Below are 24,091 nucleotides of genomic sequence, written 5' to 3' on the forward strand. Positions count from 1 at the left end.
TCTATTCCAGCTGACTTATCTGCTCCAGCATCCACTGCTGCGCTTTTGCCTGTCCGCTCGCCGGGCGGTAATACACTTTCAGGGTGTAGGGCGGAATAGGGAACGGCGGCGTGTGCAGGGTGAGCTGGCGGGTATCAAAAAGCTGGTGCACCCCGCGTCGCGGTAGCGTGATGGCCAGATCCGTGCGGCTGACGATAAACGGTGCCGACATCACGCTCGGCAGTTCCACCACCGTACGGCGGCTCACGTGGCGCGAGGCAAGATAGCTATCAATGGGCCGATGGTGCTCGTTCCACGGGCTGACCACCACGTGACCCAGCTGCAAATAGGTTTCTGCCGTCAGCGTCTCGTGCGCCAACGGGTGGCCTTTGCGCACCGCCACCACATAATCGTCGGTAAACAGCTCCAGCGACGCTAAGCCGTGGCGGGGCTGCACGTTCTCTTCCTCAAAACCGATGGCGAAATTGACTCTGCCGGTCAGCAGTTCTTCCAGCGCGTCATATTCGCGGGAATAGACAATCCGCGTACGAATGCCGGGCGCGCAGGCCTGAAGCCGGGATATCAACTCGGGGAAAAATACCGCGGCGGTGTAATCGGTGGCGGCAAAGGTGAAGGTCTGGTTGCTGGTTTCAGGCTGAAAATGATCGGCCTGACCCAACTCGCCGTTCAGCGCCGATAATGCTCCGGCAATGGCAGGAAACAGCGATTCGGCGCGTGGCGTCGGCTGCATCTGGCTACCCTGACGGCTGAATAACGGATCGTTGAGTGAGCTACGCAGGCGACTTAATGCGTGGCTGAATGCTGAAGGGCTCATGGCAAGCTCGCTGGCGGCTTCGGCCACCCGGCGATGGCGATAGAGGGCGTCGAAGACCAGCAGTAGATTAAGATCCAGCAGACGAAGATTGCGATGCATGATATTCATTTTACCGTTGAAAAGAATGCAGCGTATTCATATCACGCTGGCGCTAGAATAGCGACCATCAACTGAACACCGTATCTCTGGAGGCATTGTGTCACACGCTACTTTCCGTCAGGCCACTCCGTCCGACATCGACCGTTGTTATGAAATTGAATCCGCAGCCTATCCGGCAGATGAAGCGGCAACGCGGGAGAAAATTGCCATTCGCATCGCCCGCTATCCACAGGGCTTCCTGTGCATGGAGCACGATGGCGACATCATCGGCTTTATCAATGCAGGCTGCGCCTGGGAGGTGGTGATGTCGGATGAAGCGTTCAAAGAGCTGGTGGGCCATGACCCGCAGGCGCCGAACGCGGTGATTATGTCGGTGGTGCTGCACCCTGACTACCAGGGTAAAGGCCTTTCCACCGCGCTGATGCAGGCGTTTATCGAACATATGCGCGAGCAGGGCAAAACGGCCATCTACCTGATGTGTAAAGCGCAGTATCTTGAGATGTATAAACGCTTCGGCTATCAGTTCCTTAAAAAGTCTGACTCGACGCACGGTGGGGAGGAGTGGTTTGAAATGGTGCAGGGGATTTAGCGTATTACCGCGCCATCAGACTTCTTTTCGCCGCGAGGGCCGATAAAGTGAAACAAAAGGGCAGGAACAAGCTGCCCTTTTCTCCTAAAATTCGTGTAGTATGTGCGGTCACCATTTTGGGTGGGTAGCCTGCGTCACGAAAAAAACGCCGCTGCCTGCCTCCTTATGCAACCCGGTGCTGATATCCCGCGTTGCTGATGAAGTCTCTAAGACGCCTGTGAAGGCGACACCGGAAGGAAGCTCTATGAGCGATAAAAGCGTTAAAAGCGATAAAAGCGAAAAACTGCAAAAAGTGCTGGCACGCGCCGGCCACGGCTCCCGTCGTGAAATTGAAACGATTATTGAAGCGGGCCGCGTTAGCGTGGACGGCAAAATCGCCAAACTGGGCGATCGCGTTGAAGTGATCCCCGGCCTCAAAATTCGTATCGACGGGCACCTCATCTCCGTCAAAGAATCCGTAGAACAAATCTGCCGCGTACTGGCGTACTACAAGCCGGAAGGCGAGCTGTGTACGCGTAACGACCCGGAAGGTCGCCCGACCGTATTCGACCGTCTGCCGAAGCTGCGTGGCGCACGCTGGATTGCCGTTGGTCGTCTGGACGTGAACACCTGCGGCCTGCTGCTGTTCACCACTGACGGTGAGCTGGCAAACCGCCTGATGCACCCAAGCCGTGAAGTTGAACGTGAATACGCCGTGCGCGTATTCGGCGAAGTGGACGACACGAAAGTGCGTCAGCTCTCCCGTGGCGTTCAGCTGGAAGATGGCCCGGCGGCATTCAAAACCATCAAATTCAGCGGCGGCGAAGGCATCAACCAGTGGTACAACGTGACCCTGACCGAAGGCCGTAACCGTGAAGTTCGTCGTCTGTGGGAAGCAGTCGGCGTGCAGGTGAGCCGTCTTATCCGCGTTCGCTACGGTGACATCCCGCTGCCAAAAGGCCTGCCGCGCGGTGGTTATACCGAGCTGGATCTGGCGCAGACCAACTACCTGCGTGAGCTGGTAGAACTGCCGGCCGAAACCACGTCGAAAGTGGCGGTAGAAAAAGACCGTCGTCGCATGAAGGCGAACCAGATTCGTCGCGCGGTGAAGCGTCATACCACGACGGGTGGTAATACCGGCAACAACAATAATAACCGTCGTTCCAGCACCCGTAATAACCCGAAAGGCTAACGACGTCAGTTCCGGCGGGCTTCCGCCGGAATACTTCCCCCATGTTAATATCCTCCTGTGATGCCATTCACACTTCTTTATAAAGACAAAAAACAGGAATTCCCCGGACAAAGAACGCAAAGTGATAAAATAACCCTCGCCATATACTGTTGCCACAGATTACTCAAACAGGTAGCCCGAAATGGATACAACTCAAAAACTCTCGGCAAGCTATGTGGTTATCGGCGTTAAAGAAAAGATTGGCTACGGCTTCGGTGACTTTGCCTCTAATTTATCCTTCGGTTTTGTCTCTCTCTTTTTATTATTCTTCTACACCAATATTTACGGTATTAGCGCGGTTCAGGCGAGCCTGATCTTTGTTATTGCGCGAGTCGTTGATGCGATTTTTAATATCCTGATTGGCTTTGCCATTGATAAAACCCACAGCCGCTACGGCAAGCTGCGTCCGTGGTTATTATATGGCTCGGTGCCACTGGGGTTGTTAACCGTACTGTGCTTCCTGCCGTTTGGCGGCGAAGCCAAATTCTGGTTCGCGCTCTGCTCCTACACTATCTACTGCCTGGCGTACACCGCGGTCAACACGCCGTATTCGGCGCTGACCAACCGGTTAACCCAGCACGAGGCCTCACGTTCGTCGCTGTCGGTCTACCGCTTTGTGATGGCGATTGTCGGCTACCTGATTGTCTCAACCACCGCGGATATTCTGATTTCGCCGTTTGACGACAAACAGCTGGGCTACGTCTTTGCCGTCTCCTGCTTTGCGCTGCTGGCGACGTTCCTGTTCCTTGCCTGCTTTGGCATGACCAAAGAGCGCGTGGGGGAAGAGGAAGACGCGCCGGCGCCGACGCTGCGTGAAATGTTCCGCGCGGTGATGGGCAATGCGCCGCTGATTAACCTGTCGTTATTTACCGTCTTCTTTTATATCGCCTACACCGTGTGGATGGCGATCGCGATTTACTTTATTAAGTACATCATTGGCAATGAAGGTTTTACCGCCTCGTTCTTTATGATTCAGTCCGCCGCCTATATTTTGGGGACGGTGGTTTCAGAGAAAGTGATTGCCGTTATCGGCAAAAAGAAAATGACGCTGGTGGCGCTGTTGATTGGTGTGCTGGGCGTGCTGATGCAGTATTTCGTTGCCGGTAATAATATCTGGCTGATCATGACTGGAGTGTGCCTGTTCAGTATTACGCTGGGCATGGGATTTGTCGCCATGTGGTCAATGATTGCCGATACCGTGGAATATGCTGAATGGCATCACGGCGTGCGCACGGAAGGCGCTATTTACGGCTTCTTCAACTTTATTACCAAAATAGCGATGGCCATCGGCGGCGGCTGCGCTGGGTGGATGCTGGATTATTACCACTATGACGCTGCCAATATTAGTGCCGACGCGTTGAGCGGCATCAATATTCTGATGACGCTGTTCCCAGGCGCCATGTTTGCGATTAGCGCCATCTTCGTTGCCAGCTACTCGCTGGATGAAAAAACCTACCGCGACATCGTGCAGAAAATTAGCCTGCGCAAGCAGAACGCGCTTTAACCTCAGGGAGCCAGAGAAATGAATCGTGATTTTAAAACGCTTATTGCGGCAATGAATGCAGAAGAGAAAGTGGCGCTGCTGACCGGCAGTGGGCTGTGGCGCACGGCGAGCCTGCCGCAGCACGGCATCGACGATATCGTGATGACCGACGGTACCTACGGCGTGCGTTACAGCAGCGCGCAGATAGACGGCAACGAAAAGTGGAGCATGGATGATTTTATCTCCGTGATCACCCAAACCGCCGACCGCGCTAACGCCGAAGAACCGGCAGCGAAAGGGGGCAGTGAAGCGCTGTTCAGCGCCTCGCTACCGGCCACCTGTTTCCCTAACGGCTCAAGCCTTGCCTGTAGCTGGGATATTGATCTGGTCTATCAGATGGGCCAGGCGCTAGGACGCGAATGCCAGCATATGGGCGTCGGGATTTTACTGGGGCCGGGGATTAATATTCGCCGCACGCCGCTGGCGGGGCGCGGCTACGAATACTATGCCGAAGATCCAGTAGTAAGCGGCGATATTGCTGCTGCGCTTATCAACGGCTTACAGGATGAGGGCGTGGGCGCCAGCCTGAAGCATTTTGCGGCCAACAACTCGGAATACCGCCGCACCGAAATGGACTCCATTATTGAAGAGCGCGCACTGCGGGAAATTTACCTGGCGGGCTTCCAGCGGGCGATTGCCAAATCGCAGCCGTGGACGGTGATGTCCTCCTATAACCGCCTGAACGGCGTGCAGACTTCGCAGGACCCGTTCCTGCTGACGCAGGTGCTGCGCGATGAGTGGGGCTATGATGGCCTGGTGATGTCCGACTGGTACGGTATTAAAGATCGTCCTGCATCGCTGATGGCGGGGAACGATCTGGCAATGCCGGAAACTCGCCGCGATAAGCAGACGCTGCTGGCGGCCATCAACGCGGGCGAGGTGCCAATGTCGGTGGTCGATAGCGCCTGCCTGCGAATGCTTGAGCTGCTGGACAAAGTACAGCGCCACCGCCGTTCAGGTACTCAGGCCGATTTCTCCGCACATCACCGTCTTTCACAGCAGTTGGCGGCGGAATCTATCGTTCTGCTGAAAAATGACGACAATCTCCTGCCACTGCGTCCGGAGAAGACACCGCGTATCGCCGTGCTGGGTAAACCGGCGCAGGAGCCAGTGATTCAGGGATCCGGCTGCGCGACTACGGTGCCGTATCTGCTTGACCGTCCGCTGGATGAGATTTTCGACCTTGCCGGTGAAGCATTCAGCGTAAGCTGGGCCGTCGGCGCACCGGACGACCTGCAGAGTGACGAAGCTGCGCTGACGCAGGCGAAAGCGGTGGCGCAGGAGGCCGATGTAGCGGTGATCTTCGTCAGCACGGCGGTGGGTGAAGACGGTGAGAACGGCGACCGTCACGATCTGAATATTCTGGCGGTGCATGAGCGGCTGATTCGCGAAGTGGCGTCGGTACAGCCCAACGTGGTGGTGGTGCTGGCGAACAGTGATGCGGTGGTGATGCCATGGCTTGGTGAATGCAAAGCGCTGCTGGAAACCTTCTTTGCCGGGCAGGGCATGGGGCGTGCGGTGGCAGAAATTCTGTTCGGGCAGCGTAACCCAAGCGGCAAGCTAACGGTGACCGTGCCTAACACTCTGGAAGAGACGCCAGCCTGGCTGAACTACCCTGGCGAAAACCTGCGCCATCACTACGGTGAAGGGTTATTTGTTGGCTATCGCTACTACGATAAACGCTGCCTGACGCCACGCTTCCCGTTTGGATTCGGCTTAAGCTATACCCAATTTAGCTACCGCAACCTGTCATTGTCGGCGGAGACGCTTGGCGCAGATGACACGCTCACCGTTACCTTTGAGCTAAGCAATATCGGCGCGGTAAACGGCAAAGAGATTGTGCAGCTGTACGTTTCTGCACCGGAGGGTGAATTGATCCGTGAAGTCCGTGCACTGAAAGGGTTTGATAAGATAGCCCTTGCGGCGGGTGAGACCCAACGCGTCAGCCTGCAGCTACCGATTAGCGAATTGGCTTGCTACCATCCTGGTCTTGGCGATTGGGTGATAACACCGGGGAACTGGCAGGTACATATTGGTGGTTCTTCCCGCGACCTGCCGCTGAGCGCGACGTTTACGGTAAATTGCCCGGCCCGCTATGTGCCACTGCGTGACGATAACTCGTTACAGCAGCTGATTCAGCAACCGAAAGCCTTTGCTCGCGTAGTACAGCTGATTGCCGATAAGAGCCAGCTGCCGCCGGAGCAGGTACGAGAAAAGCTGATTCGCCTGGCCCCGGATCTGTTCTGCGGCCTGCTGATTGCGCTGACCGAGTTCCTGGCGCTGGACATCGACCGCGATGAGCTAAACGCCGTGCTGGCTGAACCCCAATAACGGCCCACAACAGGAGAGAGCGCGTGTTCCCATTTTCAGTGACGCATCCCCATCCGGCAACACATGCCGGGCGGCAGACGGCGAATAGCGGCTATGAGCTGATTGCTTTTGACGCGGAAAAGCTGAATGTGTTTGCCGCTGAGGTTCGCTACTGCGAGCCGCACTGGCATCCGGCACCGGAGCTGATTACGGTGCTGAACGGGCGTTTTTCTCTGACCGTCGGCCAGCAAAACGTGATGCTGCAACAGGGCGAGATGCTCTATATCAATGCCGAAGAAGTGCATGAACTGAACGCGGAGGAAGAGGGGAGCCAACTGGTCACGGTACAGTTCTCCCCCGGGCTTTTTGATGAGCTACATCCTGCGCCGCTGCTGGAGTGGCGCACTCATGAATTGGCCATGAGCGGGGCCGACCGCGCAGTTTTCCAGCGGCTGACGGCGCTGCTGGAACGCATCATTGATAATCACGCGCCGTTTCAGCGTATCGCCGCTATCTATCTGCTCCTGGATGCGCTGGTGGCTGCTGGGCAGCCTATTGAGCGAGGGGAAAGCACGCTGCGGGAAGAGGCGATGATTAAAGAAGGGATTGAGTATATTAATCAACACTTTGATCAACCGCTGACCCTCAGCGATGTTGCTGAGCATTGCGGGATGAGCTACTCATGGTTCTCCCGACTGTTTAAAAAGGTCAGTCGGCACAATTTCAAAGAGTATCTGACGCTGGTCAGGCTGAACAAAGCCCGCACGTTACTGCGCGACACGCGCACGCCGATTACCGACATCAGCCACAGCTGCGGTTTTCAGGAACACAAGCTGCTGATTGCCGCCTTTAATAAATACTGCGGGCTAACGCCGACGGAGTATCGCAAGCGCTTTATTTCGCGCCAGAATCTGACGGAGGTCGCGCTGGCACAGGGTGAGGACTGCCTGTGCCTGCCGCTCAATCATGCGCTTCTCGACCGATTAGCGGTCAGTAATCAATTCCAATCTGCGCCTTAATACCGGCTTCAAACGCATGCTTCACCGGACGCAGCTCGCTGACCGTATCGGCGTACTCAAGAATATCCCGGTGGCACCCGCGACCGGTGATGATCACCGTCTGATGATGCGGCCGGTTTTTCAGCGCGGTTAATACCTCTTCTAACGGCAGATAGTCGTACGCCACCATATAGGTCAGCTCATCGAGCAACACCATATCCAGCGTATCGTCGGCCAGCATCCGTTTCGCATGTTCCCAGACGGCGAGGCAGGCTTCGGTATCGCTCTCCCGATTCTGGGTGTCCCAGGTAAAACCGGTGGCCATGACCTGAAACTCGACGCCGAGAGGCTCAAGCAGGTTGCGCTCGCCGTTAGGCCAGGTGCCTTTAATAAATTGGATCACCCCAACGTTATGACCGTGGCCAACCGCGCGGGTCGCGGTACCGAAGGCGGCGGTGGTTTTGCCTTTACCGTTGCCGGTAAAGACGATAACGATGCCACGGGTATCCTGGGCGGCAGCCACGCGGGCGGCAACGCGCTCTTTTACGCGCTGCTGACGCTCGCGGTAACGTTCATCACTCATTGTGCAATTCCTGGTTTACGCCCTGGCTGGGCATCAAAAGTCATACCGGTTTTACGACGGCTATCGTCACCCATCAGCCACAGATAGAGCGGCATAATATCGGCAGGGGTTTTCAGCTTCAACGCGTCTTCCGTTGGGAAGGCGCTGGCACGCATTTTGGTGCGCGTACCGCCGGGATTAATACAGTTCACCCGCAGAGGTCGATTTTTATACTCTTCGGCGAGTACCTGCATCATCCCTTCGGTGGCAAATTTTGACACCGCATAGGCACCCCAGTTGGCGCGGCCTTCGCGGCCGACGCTTGATGAGGTAAAGACCAGTGAACCGGATTCTGCTTTCAGCAGCAGCGGTAGCAGCGCCTGGGTGAGCATAAAGGTGCCGTTGACGTTGACCTGCATCACCTGCTGCCAGACGGCGGGGTTCTGCTGGTCCATCGGTACTACGTCACCCAGAAGCCCGGCGTTGTGCAGCACGCCGTCAAGATGCGGATAGTGCAAACTAACCTGCTGAGCAATGTGCTGACATTCCTGCGGCGTACAGGTGAGCAGGTCGAGGGTAAACCAGCGGGCTGGCCGTAAACCTTCATGATCTATTTCTTGCGCAACCGCACGCAGTTTTTCATCGCTGCGCCCGAGCAAAATAACGCTGGCACCGTAACGGGCATAGGTGATTGCCGCTTCACGACCGATACCATCGCTGGCGCCGGTGACCAGAATGATACGGTTTTGCAACAAATCGAGCTGAGGTTGATAGTGCACGGTGACTCCTTTATGGCGTATACCCGCCATATTTCATGTACTTTTCATGGCTTTTGGGCTTTATGCCTGAATCTGCGCGCTATTTCAATCGGCGCACGGGAGAGACAACGAGTAATTAACAATTTGCAATGATTTCATCAGCAAAAAAGTAATCTGGAATGCGCCTCGAGGCCTGATACTGCAGTCGAGACGTACTGAACGCGGTGTTGTACACTGAGCGGTAGATTCTGTGATTTTTGTACAAGGTGGATGTGTGGAATTACTTTTTCAATATGGTCTTTTTCTGGCGAAAATCGTCACTGTCGTTGTCGCCATTGCGGTGGTTGCCGTACTGATTGTCAACGTCACCCAGCGCAAACGCCAGCGTGGTGAATTGCGAATCACCAACTTAAGCGAGCAGCACAAGGATATGCAGGAAGATTTAGCCGTAGCGCTGCTCGACGCGCCGCAGCAAAAGCTCTGGCATAAGACACAAAAGAAGAAACTGAAGCTGGAAGCGAAAGCGGCCAAAGCCAAAGCGAAGCAGGGCGACACCACGGCAGCAACCAAACCGCGCGTCTGGGTTATCGACTTTAAAGGTAGTATGGATGCGCATGAAGTCTCCTCCCTGCGTGAAGAGATTACCGCCGTGCTGACTGTCGCCACGCCACAGGATCAGGTGGTCGTGCGTCTGGAGAGCCCTGGCGGCGTCGTTCACGGCTATGGCCTGGCGGCATCGCAGCTGCAGCGTATCCGCGATAAGCAGATTCCGCTGACGGTAGCGGTCGATAAAGTGGCGGCCAGCGGCGGCTATATGATGGCCTGCGTGGCCGACAAAATTGTGGCGGCACCGTTTGCTATTCTCGGGTCGATTGGCGTGGTGGCGCAGATCCCGAACCTCAACCGCTTCCTGAAAAATAAAGATATCGACGTCGAACTGCATACCGCCGGTCAGTACAAGCGGACGCTGACCCTGCTAGGTGAAAATACCGAAGAGGGGCGCCAGAAGTTTCGTGAAGAGCTGAACGAAACGCACCACCTGTTTAAAGATTTTGTAAAGCGGATGCGTCCATCTCTGGACATCGACCAGGTTGCCACCGGTGAGCACTGGTACGGCACACAGGCGCAGGAAAAAGGGCTGGTTGATGAAGTGGGCACCAGTGATGAACTGCTGCTCGGCCTGATGGAAGGGCGTGACGTTTTCGGCGTGCGCTATGCGCAGCGTAAGAAAATGATGGATCGGTTTACCGGAAGTGCGGCAGAAAGCGCTGATAAACTGATGATGCGCTGGTGGCAGCGTGGTCAGAAACCACTGCTGTAACGGTTCCTTTCTACTCTATACCTTTCTACTCTATGGCCCGGTAAACCAGGTTTACCGGGCCATATCAGACTGCTCAGGCGTGAGCCCTACGTTCAGTCAACCAGGTGATACTTTTCAGACAGCTGGTGGGCGAGATACTTGAACATATTAAACACCGCCGTGCTTTTCGGCGTCGGCAGGCCCTGTTCATCCAGGTAATATTCACCGCTGAAGACCAGCACGCCGTTGCGCTGTTCCACGCCGGTGGCTTCAATACCCGCCATAGTATCTTCATGCTCACGAATGAGGCGGTTTGCTTCAATAAGCAGTGTCTGACGATCGATAGGTTGGCTATTATTTGACATATTCAACTCCTCAAAATTCCTGCGCTAGTCTACGCCGGGCGCCGTCTTCCGGCAAATATTCCCGACGTTTACCAGGGACAAGCATTTTACCTCAGAGTTGGCATGATTGGTGATTGCATGCTAATAAAGTTGCGTAACGAATTTTATCAGGTACAGTGTGACGCTTTCGGCGATCTGGCAACAGATTTGCTTGACATTCGACCAAATATTCTTCGTGCTATAGACCCTGACGAAAAAAAGTCTGTAAACTCAGCTACCTGGCTACTTGTCTCAAAAGCCAGTCGGTAAAGGGTTGATATCCATTGGTATTGCCGCAACATACAAGGCTTGTCGCCAGTGGAATGTGGAACATGTGCGATGTATTCCTGGAAGAATCAAATTAGGTAAGGTGAATATGGGTAAAGCTCTCGTTATCGTTGAGTCCCCGGCAAAAGCCAAAACGATCAATAAGTATCTGGGTAATGACTACGTGGTTAAGTCCAGCGTCGGTCATATCCGCGATTTGCCGACAAGTGGCTCAGCCGCCAAAAAGAGCGCTGACTCTACCTCCACCAAAACGGCCAAAAAGCCTAAAAAGGATGAACGAGGCGCGCTGGTTAACCGCATGGGCGTCGACCCATGGCATGACTGGGCGGCACATTATGAAGTGCTGCCTGGCAAAGAAAAGGTAGTATCAGAACTCAAACAGTTGGCGGAAAAAGCCGACCACATCTATCTCGCAACTGACCTTGACCGCGAAGGGGAGGCCATTGCATGGCACCTGCGGGAAGTGATCGGTGGTGATGAATCACGCTATAGCCGCGTGGTGTTTAACGAAATTACGAAAAATGCGATCCGTCAGGCGTTCGAAAAGCCGGGTGAGCTGAATATCGACCGTGTTAACGCTCAGCAGGCGCGTCGCTTTATGGACCGCGTTGTGGGCTACATGGTCTCGCCGCTGTTGTGGAAAAAGATTGCCCGCGGTTTATCCGCCGGTCGCGTTCAGTCCGTGGCGGTTCGTCTGGTGGTGGAACGCGAACGTGAGATTAAAGCGTTTGTGCCGGAAGAGTTCTGGGAAATTGACGCCAGCACGACCACGCCGGGCGGCGATGCGCTGCCGCTGGAAGTGACCCACCAGGGTGATAAACCGTTCCGTCCTGTCAACCGTGACGAAACGATGGCGGCGGTCAGCCTGCTGGAAAAAGCCAGCTACAGCGTCCTTGAGCGTGAAGATAAGCCGACCAGCAGCAAGCCTGGCGCACCGTTTATTACCTCCACGCTGCAGCAGGCGGCAAGCACCCGTCTGGGCTTTGGCGTGAAGAAAACCATGATGATGGCGCAGCGTCTGTATGAAGCGGGCTACATCACCTACATGCGTACCGACTCCACCAACCTGAGTCAGGATGCGGTCAACATGGTTCGCGACTTTATCGGCGATAACTTCGGCAAAAAATACCTGCCGGAGAACCCGAATCAGTACGCTAGCAAAGAAAACTCGCAGGAAGCGCACGAAGCGATTCGTCCTTCTGATGTTTCCGTTCAGGCGGAAGCGTTGAAAGATATGGAAGCAGATGCGCAGAAACTGTACCAGCTTATCTGGCGTCAGTTCGTGGCCTGTCAGATGACGCCAGCGCAGTACGATTCCACCACGCTGACCGTGAAAGCGGGTGATTTCAAACTCAAAGCACGCGGTCGTACCCTGCGCTTTGACGGCTGGACCAAAGTGATGCCTGCGCTGCGTAAGGGCGATGAAGACCGTACGCTGCCGGTGGTGAATCAGGGTGATAAGCTGAGCCTGGTTGAACTGACTCCGGCGCAGCACTTCACCAAACCGCCTGCTCGCTTTAGCGAAGCTTCGCTGGTTAAAGAGTTGGAAAAACGCGGCATCGGTCGCCCGTCCACCTATGCGTCGATCATCTCGACCATCCAGGATCGTGGCTATGTGCGTACCGAAAATCGTCGTTTCTATGCGGAAAAAATGGGCGAGATCGTCACCGATCGTCTGGAAGAGAACTTCCGCGAGCTGATGAACTACGACTTTACCGCGCAGATGGAAGATCATCTCGACCGCGTGGCCAACCACGAAGCCGAGTGGAAGCAGGTTCTGGATCTGTTCTTTGGTGATTTCACCAAGCAGCTGGAAACCGCTGAGAAGGCACCAGAAGAGGGCGGCATGCAGCCGAACCAGATGGTGTTGACCAGCATCGACTGCCCAACCTGCGGCCGTAAAATGGGGATCCGTACCGCCAGCACCGGCGTGTTCCTCGGTTGCTCCGGCTACGCGTTGTCGCCGAAAGAGCGCTGCAAAACCACCATTAACCTGGTGCCGGAAAACGAAGTGCTGAACGTGCTGGAAGGCGATGACGCGGAAACCAACGCGCTGCGCGCCAAACGTCGTTGCCAGAAGTGCGGCACGGCGATGGACAGCTACCTTATCGATCCGAAGCGTAAGCTGCACGTCTGTGGTAACAACCCGACCTGCGACGGCTACGAGATTGAAGAGGGCGAGTTCCGCATCAAGGGCTATGACGGCCCCATCGTTGAGTGCGAAAAATGTGGTTCTGAAATGCACCTGAAAATGGGACGTTTCGGTAAGTACATGGCCTGTACCAACGAAGAGTGTAAGAACACGCGTAAAATTCTGCGTAGCGGTGAAGTGGCTCCGCCGAAGGAAGACCCTGTTCCGCTGCCAGAGCTGCCGTGCGAGAAATCGGATGCGTATTTCGTGTTGCGTGATGGTGCGGCTGGGGTATTCCTGGCGGCCAACACCTTCCCGAAATCACGTGAAACCCGCGCGCCGCTGGTAGAAGAGCTGTTCCGCTTCCGTGACCGTCTGCCGGAAAAACTGCGTTATCTGGCCGATGCGCCTCAGCAGGATCCGGCGGGCAACAAAACGATGGTTCGTTTTAGCCGTAAAACCAAACAGCAGTACGTCGCTTCTGAGAAAGAAGGCAAGGCGACCGGCTGGTCAGCGTTCTTCGTTGACGGTAAATGGGTTGAAGCGAAAAAGTAGCGTTTTTTGCCAATAGCATCACAAAGGGCCGCATTTGCGGCCCTTTTTTATAACCTCGTTATTATTTTTTGTTTCCATCTATACACACTTGCTATAAATGATATAGTGGTTATAGCCAATGCATTTCTTATGATTAAATCGTCTTTATGACCGATTCCTGAGCGCAGACTGGATACAACCGCATGAAATTACAGCAACTCCGCTATATCGTTGAGGTGGTCAATCATAACCTTAACGTCTCCTCCACCGCTGAAGGTCTGTATACCTCGCAGCCGGGTATCAGTAAGCAGGTCAGAATGCTGGAGGATGAGCTGGGGATTCAGATTTTTGCCCGTAGCGGTAAGCATCTGACGCAGGTTACGCCAGCGGGTCAGGAAATCATCCGTATCGCGCGAGAAGTGCTGTCGAAAGTGGATGCGATTAAGTCCGTTGCCGGTGAGCATACCTGGCCTGATAAAGGCTCGCTGTACGTGGCGACCACCCACACCCAGGCTCGTTATGCGCTGCCAGGTGTGATTAAAGGCTTTATCGAGCGTTACCCACGCGTATCGCTGCACATGCATCAAGGGTCGCCGACGCAAATTGCCGAAGCGGTCTCTAAAGGGAATGCCGACTTTGCCATCGCTACCGAAGCGCTGCATCTGTATGACGATCTGGTGATGCTGCCGTGCTATCACTGGAACCGTTCGATTGTCGTCACGCCGGAGCACCCGCTGGCCTCCAAAACTTCCGTCACCATTGAGGAACTGGCGCAGTATCCGCTGGTCACCTACACCTTTGGTTTTACCGGGCGTTCCGAGCTGGACACCGCCTTTAACCGCGCCGGTCTGACGCCGCGTATTGTCTTTACCGCCACCGACGCCGATGTGATTAAAACTTACGTCCGTCTGGGATTAGGGGTGGGGGTAATTGCCAGCATGGCCGTCGATCCTGTTTCTGACCCGGATCTGGTTAAGCTGGATGCAGAAGGTATTTTCAGCCATAGCACCACCAAAATTGGCTTCCGTCGCAGCACCTTCCTGCGTAGCTATATGTATGATTTTATTCAGCGATTTGCCCCACATCTGACGCGTGATGTGGTCGATACCGCCGTAGCGCTGCGCTCGAATGAAGACATTGAAGCCATGTTTAAAGATATTAAGCTGCCGGAAAAATAAGCCTGATTTAATTATCCGCCTCTTCCCGGAAGAGGCGGAAGCACTTATATCCTTGCTCTGCCGCGTCTTTTTCCCCTTCCTCATCGCGCATAATCCGGACTAAGAATTGTTTCTATTACTCATGACGTAGCAAAAGTAGAAATAAATTTAGGGTTAGGCAAACTTCTCTTTTCAAATATCTCATTGAGCTCAAAAGATTAAATTAATCTCCATGTAATATTCGTAAAACCTCTGGATTTTTGCTTAAAATTTACTTAGGATTTATCTCAACGATGATTAGTTGTAACAATTGATTGGTGTGAAAATGATAAGTAATATCGATTGTGAGAGGGCAGTAATGGTGTCAGAAAATAACGGTTCTCGTGTGAAACGCAAAGCCTGGCTGAGCGTATTCCTGGGCTCTGCGCTGTTCTGGGTAGCGGTAGCGCTGCTGGTCTGGAAAATCTGGGGCTAACCGTGCTTACGTCTGAACGCGTCAAGCCGGTGAAGCCCTCCGCTCCGGTAGAAAAAAAACCGCAAGATGACAAAAATAGTAAGGTCAATATTCCTGATGAATGGAATCTGACGCGCGATCAAAAAGAATTTATCGATCTCTTCAATCAGGATGAGAATAAGAAACAATAACTTTATGGTTATTTTTTACTTTCATTTTCACGCCGCCAAACGAAATAAATCCTTTCCCTGCTATTAATTCCATCCGGGTGTTATTCTTAATAACCCATTGATTGAATTTACCAATCCGAGCCCTTTTCCAGCGCTTTCCCCTGAGTGTGTTATCTTTTATATAGACCATGAGGAGTGTCAGAGTACTGCAATTCCCGCCATTTAAGGAGGAGCTATGTCGTCAACACTACGAGAGACCTGCAAGGATACACTACAGGTCGATAATAAAACCTACCGTTACTACAGCCTGCCGCTGGCTGCTAAAACCCTGGGTGACATCACCCGCCTGCCTAAATCACTCAAAGTTCTCCTGGAAAACCTGCTTCGTTGGCAGGATGGCGATTCGGTCACCGCTGAAGATATTCAGGCGCTGGCAGGGTGGCTTAAACAGGCCCACGCCGATCGTGAAATTGCCTACCGTCCCGCCCGCGTCCTGATGCAGGACTTTACCGGCGTACCGGCGGTGGTCGATCTCGCCGCCATGCGCGAAGCGGTGAAACGCCTCGGCGGGGATACCCGCAAAGTGAACCCGCTGTCGCCCGTTGATCTGGTCATCGACCACTCGGTGACGGTGGACCGTTTTGGCGACGACGAAGCGTTTGATGAGAACGTACGTCTGGAGATGTCACGCAACCACGAACGCTACACCTTTTTACGCTGGGGGCAGCAGGCTTTCAGTCAGTTCCGCGTCGTGCCGCCGGGCACTGGGATCTGCCACCAGGTAAACCTGGAATATCTGGGGCGCGCGGTGTGGAGCGAGCAGCAGGGCGATGAATGGGTTGCTTATCCCGACACCCTGGTCGGGACCGACTCACACACCACGATGATTAATGGTCTCGGCGTACTGGGCTGGGGCGTAGGCGGTATTGAAGCGGAAGCCGCGATGCTGGGGCAGCCGGTATCCATGCTCATTCCTGACGTAGTCGGCTTTAAGCTCAGCGGCAAGCTACGCGAAGGGATCACCGCCACCGACCTGGTGCTGACGGTCACACAGATGCTGCGTAAGCTTGGCGTGGTGGGTAAATTTGTCGAGTTCTACGGTGACGGGCTGGATTCTCTGCCGCTGGCCGACCGAGCCACGATTGCCAACATGGCACCGGAATACGGCGCCACCTGCGGCTTCTTCCCGATTGATGACATTACCCTGTCGTATATGCGCCTCAGCGGACGCAGCGACGAGCAGGTAGCGCTGGTTGAAGCCTATGCGAAAGCACAGGGGATGTGGCGACGCAAGGGCGATGAACCGGTATTCAGCCAGACGCTGGCATTGGATATGAACGACGTTGAAGCCAGCCTCGCCGGGCCGAAACGCCCGCAGGATCGCGTCGCGTTGGCTCAGGTACCGCAGGCGTTTAACGCCACGACCGAGCTGGCGGTAAATCAGGGTTCAACGGGGAAAAACGCCGTCGAATTTACGCTTAACGGCGAAACGCATGCGCTTCCTGAAGGCGCGGTAGTGATTGCCGCAATTACCTCCTGTACCAACACCTCGAACCCTAGCGTGCTAATGGCCGCTGGCCTGCTGGCGAAAAAAGCCGTCGCGCTGGGCTTGCAGCCAAAAGCGTGGGTCAAGGCCTCGCTGGCACCAGGGTCGAAGGTAGTCTCTGACTATCTGGCCCACGCGGGTCTTACGCCTTATCTTGATAAGCTTGGTTTTAACCTCGTCGGCTATGGCTGTACCACCTGTATCGGTAACTCCGGCCCGCTGCCGGATCCGATTGAGAACGCCATCAAGCAGGGGGATTTGACGGTTGGCGCGGTGCTTTCCGGTAACCGTAACTTTGAGGGCCGCATTCACCCACTGGTGAAAACCAACTGGCTGGCTTCGCCTCCGCTGGTGGTGGCCTACGCGCTGGCCGGGAATATGCGGGTGGATCTGACCCACGATCCGCTGGGGCAGGATAGCAAGGGGAACCCGGTCTACCTGAAAGATATCTGGCCGAGCAGCGCCGAGATAGCCGAAGCGGTGCAGCAGGTCTCTACCGGGATGTTCCACAAAGAATATGCGGCGGTCTTTGCCGGAACGCCGGAGTGGCAGGCGATCGACATTCCCGCTTCCGACACCTATGAATGGCAGGATGATTCCACCTATATCCGACTGTCGCCGTTCTTTGATGAAATGGATGTGACGCCCGATCCGGTGCAGGATATCCACGGCGCACGCGTGCTGGCGATGCTGGGAGACTCCGTCACCACTGACCATATCTCGCCGGCAGGCAGTATCAAGGCCGACAGCCCGGCAGGCCGCTACCTGCAGGACAACGGCGTTGCCAGCCGCGATTTCAACTCCTACGGTTCTCGTCGTGGTAACCACCTGGTGATGATGCGCGGCACCTTTGCCAATATCCGTATTCGCAATGAAATGGTACCCGGCGTGGAGGGGGGCATGACGCGCCTGCTGCCGGGCGATAAGGTGATGTCGATTTACGATGCCGCGATGGCCTATCAGCAGCAGGGTACGCCGCTGGCGGTGATTGCCGGGAAAGAGTACGGCTCCGGCTCTAGCCGCGACTGGGCGGCAAAAGGTCCGCGCCTGCTGGGTGTCAGGGTGGTCATCGCCGAATCGTTCGAACGTATTCACCGTTCGAACCTGATTGGTATGGGCATTCTGCCGCTGGAGTTCCCGCAGGGGGAAGATCGTAAAACGCTGAAGCTGACCGGTGAAGAGCAGATTGATATCGCCGGGCTACAACAGTTGAAGCCGGGGGCGACCATTCCGGTGCTGATCACCAGACCAGACGGAAAGCAGCAGACGCTGGCGTGTCGCTGCCGTATTGATACGGCGACGGAGCTCACCTACTACCAGAACGATGGCATCCTGCACTATGTCATTCGTAACATGCTGGGATAAAAAAGGGGCCAGAATCTGGCCCCAAAACGGACGATGGCAATAACAGAAGCAAAAGAAAACGATAGCGGCATGTTGAACAGAAACTCGCCTCTCACCCCTATCAGGTGTGAGAGGTTTTCTGCTTATTTAAAGGTGTAAACCACACCCATACGCAGACGGAACTGACGTTCGGTAGAGCGGGATGAGCGGCCAATGTCGCCAAAGGTGACGTACGGCTTCCACTCTTTTTTATCCCCGAGGGTGTAGTCGAACTGCCACTCCTGCTCATAGTCATAATGCTGGTTCCCCCACAAAATCTCGTCGCCATGCTTATAGATAAATTTGTAGGTCGTGGAGAAACGGTCGAGGGTGTAGCGCAGATAGAGATCGCCACGGTTAACGGTACGGTGTTTATTGGTGCTACAGGATTTATCCCCGTTATATCCGCAGTCGGGATCGTTAGCATAATCGGTCATTTCAAAACGGTACATCCCGCCGACAGCCCAATTTTCATTAAACGTATACCATGGTACAAAACCAAATTTCCACTCCGTTCTTTCATTGTTAAATTCTGGTTGGATTAATGGTGCGATCTTGAAATTACCGAAGGTAAATGATTTCGATAGCGTTAATTCCACGGCGTTAATAACCGGGTCGTTATACCATTTATCCTGTGGGTCATCACCACCGGTTTTGTATTTGGTCTCAATCGCAAAATTGTAATTGTCCGGTAGCGCTGCAGACATGTTCAGCTTGTCGTAGTGGGTACGGTCGCGGACGCGATACTCATGCCGGTAATCAAGGCTGAGTGAGCGGATCGGAGAGGTATATTCTTCAGCCAGCACAACGTTGCTGGTTAATAAAACGCAACCTGCTATAAGGTATTTACCGGATAACATAACAATTATTCCCTCATTATTATTTGAATAATGCATTGCACAATGCACTCGGTTTATCCTGCGTGAGCCTGTCGATGTATTAATTGCCACTACTGGCAAGCTTTCGCTAAATGAACGCACGTAGTTAAGCATCCGCTGCGACGTTAAAACCTTTATAAAATTACCAACTATTTTGATTTTTTGTCGGGAAAGCTAAGAAAGATATTTATCGTGTTAAGAATGTGAGCATGCCTGAAATTATTCATGATAACGCTGAAACCTTAGTTATTGCGTCATCCAGTAACGGGCTTTGTCATTATTTCAAAGGTTATTGCCGGTACGTCCCGGCATGCTGTGAACTGATCCTGTCAGCTAAGACTGACGGGAGAATTTGCATCCTGAGATGCCTTTGAACCGACCCGACAACTCCTGACATTGAGGACACTATGGCAAAGGGTGATGTCACTCCACTGACGTTTACATCTGAAATTGACCCCGTCACGCACGTTCGCGTGGTCCGGCTAACCCCGCGGGATCGTATTTTTCACCGCAATTACTTCTATCAGAAGTGCTTCCTGCAGGGGGGCACGCAGCTGCTGATTGGCGGCGTCGATGATGGCAACTGGAACTACTGGCTGCTGGATCTGCAACAGCATACCCTGCGTCAACTGACGGAAGGGCCGGGTGACAACAGCTTTGACGGCTTTATCACCGAAGATGACCGTGCCCTGATTTTTATGCGCCACAACCGCCATATTGTCAGGGTTGAGTTGGATACCCTACGCGAAGAGGTGCTCTACGAGCTGCCCGCGCAGTGGGTCAGCACCAGCGCCTGGGCACCGGACAGCACCGGCAGCAAGATGATTGGCATGTCGCTGTCAGCGGATACCTGGATCCCACTGAACGACTGGAACGATTTCCAGCGGCAATATCACCTGAACCCGACCACCCGCTGTGAGGTTATCGATCTTGCCACCGGGCATTCGGAGGTGCTGTTTGAAGAGCCACGCTGGCTGGGCCACCCCGGCTTTCGTCCGAATGACACCAATACCATCATGTACTGCCATGAAGGGCCGCATGACCTGATTCGCAACCGAATCTGGTTGTACGATCGTCAGACCGGCCTCTCTGGGCCGGTAAGCCAGCCTGAGGCGGAAACCTTTACCCATGAATTCTGGGTGCCTGACGGTTCGCGCATCATTTTCGTCTCGCTGAATAAAGAGACGCATCAACGCCATATCTGCCAGACGATGGCCGGCAGCGCGCAGAGCGAGAAGGTGATGGAAATGCCAGCCTGTTCGCACCTGATGAGTAACGACGACGGGTCGCTACTGGTCGGTGACGGCTGCGGTACGCCGGTTGATTTAACCGATGAGGGCGGCTACACGGCGTTAACCGACCCGTGGCTCTACCTGTTTGAGCCAGGCCAAAAGCAAACGCGCAAAATTACCCGTCACGACGCCTCCTGGCGCGTCATTGACGGGCAGTGTCAGGCGAGCCACCCGCATCCCTCTTTTAGCCCGGATTTAAGCCACGTGCTCTACACCTCTGACCGTGATGGTCTGCCTGCCGTCTATCTGGCGGAGATTGCCCCTTTATTGAAAGGAAGCTTGAAATGAAAAAAATTGCCTTCTCGTTAATGCTTGCCTGTAGCGGCATGCTGTGCACGGCCCCGGCGTTTGCGGACGACAGCGACACGGTGACGCTGCGCGTGGCCTGGTGGGGTGCTAACTCCCGTCACCAGAACACCCTCAAAACCATTCGTGCCTTTGAACAGGCACACCCGAATATCAAAGTGAAAGCGGAATACACCGGCTGGGATGGCTTTGTGTCGCGCCTTTCCACGCAAATTGCCGGGAAGAATGAACCCGATGTCATGCAGCTCGACTGGAGCTGGATTCAGGTGTTCTCACGCTCTGGCAACGGCTTTTACGACCTCCACCAACTGAGCAAGGAGGTGGGGCTGGATAACTACGCGGGCAAGCTCGGCACCGTCACTGTCAATGGTAAAGTGCAGGGGCTGCCGGTGTCGCTGGTGGCACCCATTCTTTACTACAACACGGAAACCTGGAAGAAAGCCGGGCTGGCTTATCCAAAAACCTGGGATGAACTCTTCGCCGCCGGACACGTGTTTAAAGAGAAGCTCGGCGATAACTACTACCCGGCGATCGTCACCACCTCAATGGAGCTTATTAACTCGTGGATGGTGCAGAAATACAACCAGCCGATGCTCAATGAAAAAGGCGAGTTCACCTACAGCGAAGCCCAGTGGCTGGAATTTGTGCAGGTCTACCAGAAACTGGTTGCCGAGCACGTTCTGCCAAGCCAGAAGTACATTCAATCTTTTGGCAAAGCGCAGCCGTTTGAGATGAAACCGTGGATCAACGGCGAATTTGGCGGCTCGAACCTGATGAGCTCGGCGGTTGCCAAATATGAAGATACCCTGACGCCGCCGGCGAAACTGGAAGTGGGACCTTATCCGCTGCTGCCGGGCGCTAAAGATGCAGGGCTGTTTATTAAGCCATCGATGATCTTTGCTATCAGCCGCAACACGCAACACCCGAAAGAGGCGGCCATGCTGCTTGATTTTATGGTCAACCAGCCGGAAGGCGTGCAGCTAATGGGGCTGGAACGTGGCTTCCCGGTCAGTAAAGCGGCGGCGGACTTCGTGATGAAAACCGAGATGGCGCAGCCGAACGACCCGGTGATCACCGGCCTGAAGCTGGTGGAAAGCATGCCGTCGGACAACGTCTACGTCTCGCCGTACTTCAAAAACCCGGAGATCGAACAGTACTGGCTGGATCTCACCCAGCGGATCGACTACGGCAAAATCAGCGCTGAAGATGCAGCAAAAGAGTTTGAACGCACGGCGAAGCGCGCGCTGCGTAAACATGCACCGACGAAGTAAGGGGAGTTCATGGAGAGGAAACAACTGCAGTTTAGCGCCGATAAAACGGTGCTGATGACCGAAAAGCTGATCGATGCGCTGGTGAATATTCGCGACGAAAACGGCGCATTTTTGATGACGCTGGCCGATGGGCGCGTGGTCGACACCAAAGGGTGGGGCGGTTGGGAATGGACCCACGGCGTGGGGCTGTACGGGCTCTGGCAGTACTGGCAGCAAACCCGCGACCCGCGCTGGCTGGCGATTATCGAACAGTGGTTCACGGATCGTTTCCGTGAAGGTACGCCAACCAAAAACGTCAACACCATGGCGCCAATGCTGACCCTGGCCTCAGTGTATGAAGAGAACGGCTACACGCCGTGGAAGCGTTATATCGAATGCTGGGCTAACTGGGTAATGTACGAAATGCCGCGCACCGAGCTGGGTGGGCTGCAGCATATGACCTTTAACTATGCGCACCATCAGCAACTGTGGGATGACACGCTAATGATGAGCGTGATGCCGCTGGCGAAAGCGGGCCTGGTACTGAATCGCCCGGAATGGGTTGAAGAGGCCAAACGGCAGTTCCTGCTGCACTCGCAGTATCTGTGCGATGCGCCTACGGGACTGTGGTACCACGGCTGGAACTTCGAAGGTCGACATCACTATGCCAAAGCGTTGTGGGGGCGCGGTAATAGCTGGGTGACGGTGGCGATCCCTGACTTCATCGAGATGCTCGATCTCCCGCAGGGTGACCCGGTACGCGAGTTCTTGTTAGGGCAGCTTTCCCGTCAGGTAGCCGCGCTGGCGGAGCGTCAGGATCAAGAGAGCGGGCTGTGGCATACGTTGCTGGACGATCCCACCTCCTACCTGGAATCTTCCGCCTCAGCAGGTTTTGCCTACGGCATTCTGAAGGCGGTTCGTAAGCGTTATATCGATAAACGCTTCCTGGCGACCGGGGTGGCGGCGGCAGAAGGGGTCATGCGCCAGATTACCCCGCAGGGCGAATTGGCGAACGTCTCCTTCGGTACCGGAATGGGCAAAGATCTTGACTACTACCGCAACATCGAACGTACCTCTATGCCGTACGGGCAGGCAATGGCGATGCTGGCGTTAATCGAGTATCAGCATCTGTTTATCTAAGTCGCTACGGCTCCTGGTCTCAGGACTGGAGAGCCGTACGGTGGTTTATCAGTGGGAACAGTCCGTACTTGCGTACCGTGCGCGGCGGCATGCCGAAAAAGAGTTTGAAGCGATGGGAGAAGTAGTTGCTGTCGTTAAAACCGCACAGGTAGGCAATCTCGGTAATGGACTGTTCCGAAGTGACTAACAGATTCATGGCATGGCACAAGCGGACGTGGGTGATGTAATCATTGGGCGTTAAGGCGGTAATAGATTGTACTTTTCGCTCCAGCATGCGCTTTTGAATATTAAATTTTTGTGCCAGATAATCAATGCTTAATTGATCATTTGCATAATTGTGATGCAAATAATTTAGCAAATAGATAATTGAATCTTCCTTGGCACAGCGATGAGCGGTTTGACTCACATGACCACGCTGTAAGAATACGGCGAGTTGCGTAAATAACGTTTCCAGCATAATGGCGCGCCAGGCTAAATCTTTGTTTAATTCTTCATTTAATAGGTTGGTATAAAATGCACTATGTACGATGGTTTGATGGGTGGCCATAAATTGCTTATTTGGCGCGAAGTCGGCTAACAGCGACAGCAGGGTCTCGGTGAGAAAATCCGGATGAATGAGAATATTGAGGAGCGACAGCTTTTCGACTTTTTCAAAATAATGCTCTTCATTGGGCGAGACGATAAATACCGAACCGCAGCTGATAGGCCAGGAAATCCCGTCAATGACGTGCATCCCGCTCCCGGAGGAGACACAGACCATTTCATAAAAGTCATGGGCGTGCAGCGGACAGACATCCTGGTCAGCGATGTGCTTAATCATCAGTGACGCATTTTCAGGGAAATAGGTGGAATGACGACGCAATGCCATAGCAATAGCCTTCAGCAGAGAGATTATTTTCTGACTATAGGTTTTAATTTTTAAAAAATGAAATGTTTTTTCATTATTCTGCTGGAGTTCACGGCGAAAATTAATCAGATAATATTAAATGTGATAAA

The 24,091-nt window shown here is 54.2% G+C and carries 20 protein-coding genes; 14 read left to right on the forward strand and 6 right to left on the reverse strand.

What is annotated here, in order from left to right; all coding sequences use genetic code 11:
• Nucleotide 1: 1 nt before the first annotated feature.
• Nucleotides 2-913, reverse strand: a complete 912-nt coding sequence (locus tag V6940_RS14745) for a LysR family transcriptional regulator (RefSeq protein WP_333496370.1) — start codon at nt 911-913, stop codon at nt 2-4.
• A gap of 97 nt (nt 914-1,010) precedes the next feature.
• On the opposite strand from V6940_RS14745, the gene V6940_RS14750 reads away from it, so the two are divergent.
• The 5 genes from V6940_RS14750 to V6940_RS14770 all read left to right on the forward strand — a co-directional run bounded on the left by V6940_RS14750 (nt 1,011) and on the right by V6940_RS14770 (nt 7,584).
• On the forward strand, nt 1,011-1,502 hold the full coding sequence (locus V6940_RS14750; protein ID WP_333496371.1) for a GNAT family N-acetyltransferase: 492 nt from the start codon (nt 1,011-1,013) through the stop codon (nt 1,500-1,502).
• A 244-nt stretch (nt 1,503-1,746) separates the two neighbouring features.
• Complete coding sequence (gene rluB, locus V6940_RS14755) at nt 1,747-2,673, forward strand: 23S rRNA pseudouridine(2605) synthase RluB (RefSeq protein WP_333496372.1); 927 nt, start codon at nt 1,747-1,749, stop codon at nt 2,671-2,673.
• Between the two features lie 181 nt (nt 2,674-2,854).
• On the forward strand, nt 2,855-4,216 hold the full coding sequence (locus V6940_RS14760) for an MFS transporter (RefSeq protein WP_333496373.1): 1,362 nt from the start codon (nt 2,855-2,857) through the stop codon (nt 4,214-4,216).
• An 18-nt stretch (nt 4,217-4,234) separates the two neighbouring features.
• A complete protein-coding gene (locus V6940_RS14765; RefSeq protein ID WP_333496374.1) occupies nt 4,235-6,586 on the forward strand; it encodes a beta-glucosidase in 2,352 nt (783 codons plus the stop codon).
• Nucleotides 6,587-6,609: 23 nt separating this feature from the next.
• Nucleotides 6,610-7,584 (forward strand): AraC family transcriptional regulator, encoded by a 975-nt coding sequence (locus V6940_RS14770; protein ID WP_333496375.1) that lies wholly within the window; start codon nt 6,610-6,612, stop codon nt 7,582-7,584.
• Here the strand turns inward: V6940_RS14770 and cobO are convergent.
• Both cobO and V6940_RS14780 read right to left on the reverse strand, forming a co-directional pair.
• Complete coding sequence (gene cobO, locus V6940_RS14775; RefSeq protein ID WP_185666028.1) at nt 7,556-8,146, reverse strand: cob(I)yrinic acid a,c-diamide adenosyltransferase; 591 nt, start codon at nt 8,144-8,146, stop codon at nt 7,556-7,558. The genes V6940_RS14770 and cobO overlap by 29 nt on opposite strands.
• The gene (locus V6940_RS14780; protein ID WP_333496376.1) at nt 8,143-8,904 is read right to left on the reverse strand and encodes a YciK family oxidoreductase; all 762 of its coding nucleotides are present in this window, start codon (nt 8,902-8,904) and stop codon (nt 8,143-8,145) included. Before V6940_RS14780 ends, cobO begins: the two co-directional genes overlap by 4 nt.
• A gap of 253 nt (nt 8,905-9,157) precedes the next feature.
• On the opposite strand from V6940_RS14780, the gene sohB reads away from it, so the two are divergent.
• Entirely contained in the window at nt 9,158-10,204 is a 1,047-nt protein-coding gene (gene sohB, locus V6940_RS14785; protein ID WP_220440562.1) for a protease SohB, read from the forward strand.
• 92 nt (nt 10,205-10,296) lie between these two features.
• Here the strand turns inward: sohB and V6940_RS14790 are convergent, their stop codons facing one another.
• Entirely contained in the window at nt 10,297-10,548 is a 252-nt protein-coding gene (locus V6940_RS14790; RefSeq protein ID WP_035892923.1) for a YciN family protein, read from the reverse strand.
• Between the two features lie 394 nt (nt 10,549-10,942).
• Between V6940_RS14790 and topA the strand changes: the two genes are divergently transcribed.
• The 5 genes from topA to acnA all read left to right on the forward strand — a co-directional run bounded on the left by topA (nt 10,943) and on the right by acnA (nt 18,211).
• A complete protein-coding gene (gene topA, locus V6940_RS14795; protein ID WP_333496377.1) occupies nt 10,943-13,540 on the forward strand; it encodes a type I DNA topoisomerase in 2,598 nt (865 codons plus the stop codon).
• Nucleotides 13,541-13,722: 182 nt separating this feature from the next.
• Nucleotides 13,723-14,697: an HTH-type transcriptional regulator CysB gene (gene cysB, locus V6940_RS14800; RefSeq protein WP_185666032.1), complete on the forward strand. Its 975-nt coding sequence runs from the start codon at nt 13,723-13,725 to the stop codon at nt 14,695-14,697.
• Nucleotides 14,698-15,034: 337 nt separating this feature from the next.
• Complete coding sequence (locus V6940_RS14805) at nt 15,035-15,151, forward strand: YmiA family putative membrane protein (protein WP_220440560.1); 117 nt, start codon at nt 15,035-15,037, stop codon at nt 15,149-15,151.
• A gap of 2 nt (nt 15,152-15,153) precedes the next feature.
• Nucleotides 15,154-15,321, forward strand: a complete 168-nt coding sequence (locus V6940_RS14810; RefSeq protein ID WP_185666034.1) for a hypothetical protein — start codon at nt 15,154-15,156, stop codon at nt 15,319-15,321.
• A 214-nt stretch (nt 15,322-15,535) separates the two neighbouring features.
• A complete protein-coding gene (gene acnA / locus V6940_RS14815) occupies nt 15,536-18,211 on the forward strand; it encodes an aconitate hydratase AcnA (RefSeq protein ID WP_333496378.1) in 2,676 nt (891 codons plus the stop codon).
• A gap of 122 nt (nt 18,212-18,333) precedes the next feature.
• Here the strand turns inward: acnA and V6940_RS14820 are convergent, their stop codons facing one another.
• Complete coding sequence (locus tag V6940_RS14820) at nt 18,334-19,089, reverse strand: oligogalacturonate-specific porin KdgM family protein (protein ID WP_185666036.1); 756 nt, start codon at nt 19,087-19,089, stop codon at nt 18,334-18,336.
• A 425-nt stretch (nt 19,090-19,514) separates the two neighbouring features.
• Here V6940_RS14820 and V6940_RS14825 point away from each other — a divergent pair, with 425 nt between their 5' ends.
• From V6940_RS14825 to bglB, 3 genes are read left to right on the forward strand one after another with little or no spacing between them, the layout of a single operon-like run.
• Nucleotides 19,515-20,687, forward strand: a complete 1,173-nt coding sequence (locus tag V6940_RS14825; RefSeq protein WP_333496379.1) for an oligogalacturonate lyase family protein — start codon at nt 19,515-19,517, stop codon at nt 20,685-20,687.
• Nucleotides 20,684-21,976, forward strand: a complete 1,293-nt coding sequence (locus tag V6940_RS14830) for an ABC transporter substrate-binding protein (RefSeq protein ID WP_333496380.1) — start codon at nt 20,684-20,686, stop codon at nt 21,974-21,976. Before V6940_RS14825 ends, V6940_RS14830 begins: the two co-directional genes overlap by 4 nt.
• Before the next feature lie 9 nt (nt 21,977-21,985).
• A complete protein-coding gene (gene bglB / locus V6940_RS14835; RefSeq protein WP_333496381.1) occupies nt 21,986-23,095 on the forward strand; it encodes a beta-galactosidase BglB in 1,110 nt (369 codons plus the stop codon).
• A gap of 19 nt (nt 23,096-23,114) precedes the next feature.
• On the opposite strand, the gene V6940_RS14840 is transcribed toward bglB, so the two are convergent.
• On the reverse strand, nt 23,115-23,963 hold the full coding sequence (locus V6940_RS14840) for a helix-turn-helix domain-containing protein (RefSeq protein WP_333496382.1): 849 nt from the start codon (nt 23,961-23,963) through the stop codon (nt 23,115-23,117).
• Nucleotides 23,964-24,091: the final 128 nt, after the last annotated feature.

The organism is Kluyvera sp. CHPC 1.251, from assembly GCF_036759945.1.
Lineage (GTDB): Bacteria > Pseudomonadota > Gammaproteobacteria > Enterobacterales > Enterobacteriaceae > Kluyvera > Kluyvera sichuanensis.

Coding starts and splice junctions, on each gene's coding strand:
- V6940_RS14840 (WP_333496382.1), bottom strand. CDS start 23,963: ATGGCATTGCGTCGTCATTCCACCTATTTCCCTGAAAATGCGTCACTG.
- cobO (WP_185666028.1), bottom strand. CDS start 8,146: ATGAGTGATGAACGTTACCGCGAGCGTCAGCAGCGCGTAAAAGAGCGC.
- V6940_RS14745 (WP_333496370.1), bottom strand. CDS start 913: ATGCATCGCAATCTTCGTCTGCTGGATCTTAATCTACTGCTGGTCTTC.
- V6940_RS14825 (WP_333496379.1), top strand. CDS start 19,515: ATGGCAAAGGGTGATGTCACTCCACTGACGTTTACATCTGAAATTGAC.
- bglB (WP_333496381.1), top strand. CDS start 21,986: ATGGAGAGGAAACAACTGCAGTTTAGCGCCGATAAAACGGTGCTGATG.
- V6940_RS14805 (WP_220440560.1), top strand. CDS start 15,035: ATGGTGTCAGAAAATAACGGTTCTCGTGTGAAACGCAAAGCCTGGCTG.
- V6940_RS14790 (WP_035892923.1), bottom strand. CDS start 10,548: ATGTCAAATAATAGCCAACCTATCGATCGTCAGACACTGCTTATTGAA.
- topA (WP_333496377.1), top strand. CDS start 10,943: ATGGGTAAAGCTCTCGTTATCGTTGAGTCCCCGGCAAAAGCCAAAACG.
- cysB (WP_185666032.1), top strand. CDS start 13,723: ATGAAATTACAGCAACTCCGCTATATCGTTGAGGTGGTCAATCATAAC.
- V6940_RS14765 (WP_333496374.1), top strand. CDS start 4,235: ATGAATCGTGATTTTAAAACGCTTATTGCGGCAATGAATGCAGAAGAG.
- V6940_RS14760 (WP_333496373.1), top strand. CDS start 2,855: ATGGATACAACTCAAAAACTCTCGGCAAGCTATGTGGTTATCGGCGTT.
- acnA (WP_333496378.1), top strand. CDS start 15,536: ATGTCGTCAACACTACGAGAGACCTGCAAGGATACACTACAGGTCGAT.
- V6940_RS14820 (WP_185666036.1), bottom strand. CDS start 19,089: ATGTTATCCGGTAAATACCTTATAGCAGGTTGCGTTTTATTAACCAGC.
- rluB (WP_333496372.1), top strand. CDS start 1,747: ATGAGCGATAAAAGCGTTAAAAGCGATAAAAGCGAAAAACTGCAAAAA.
- V6940_RS14830 (WP_333496380.1), top strand. CDS start 20,684: ATGAAAAAAATTGCCTTCTCGTTAATGCTTGCCTGTAGCGGCATGCTG.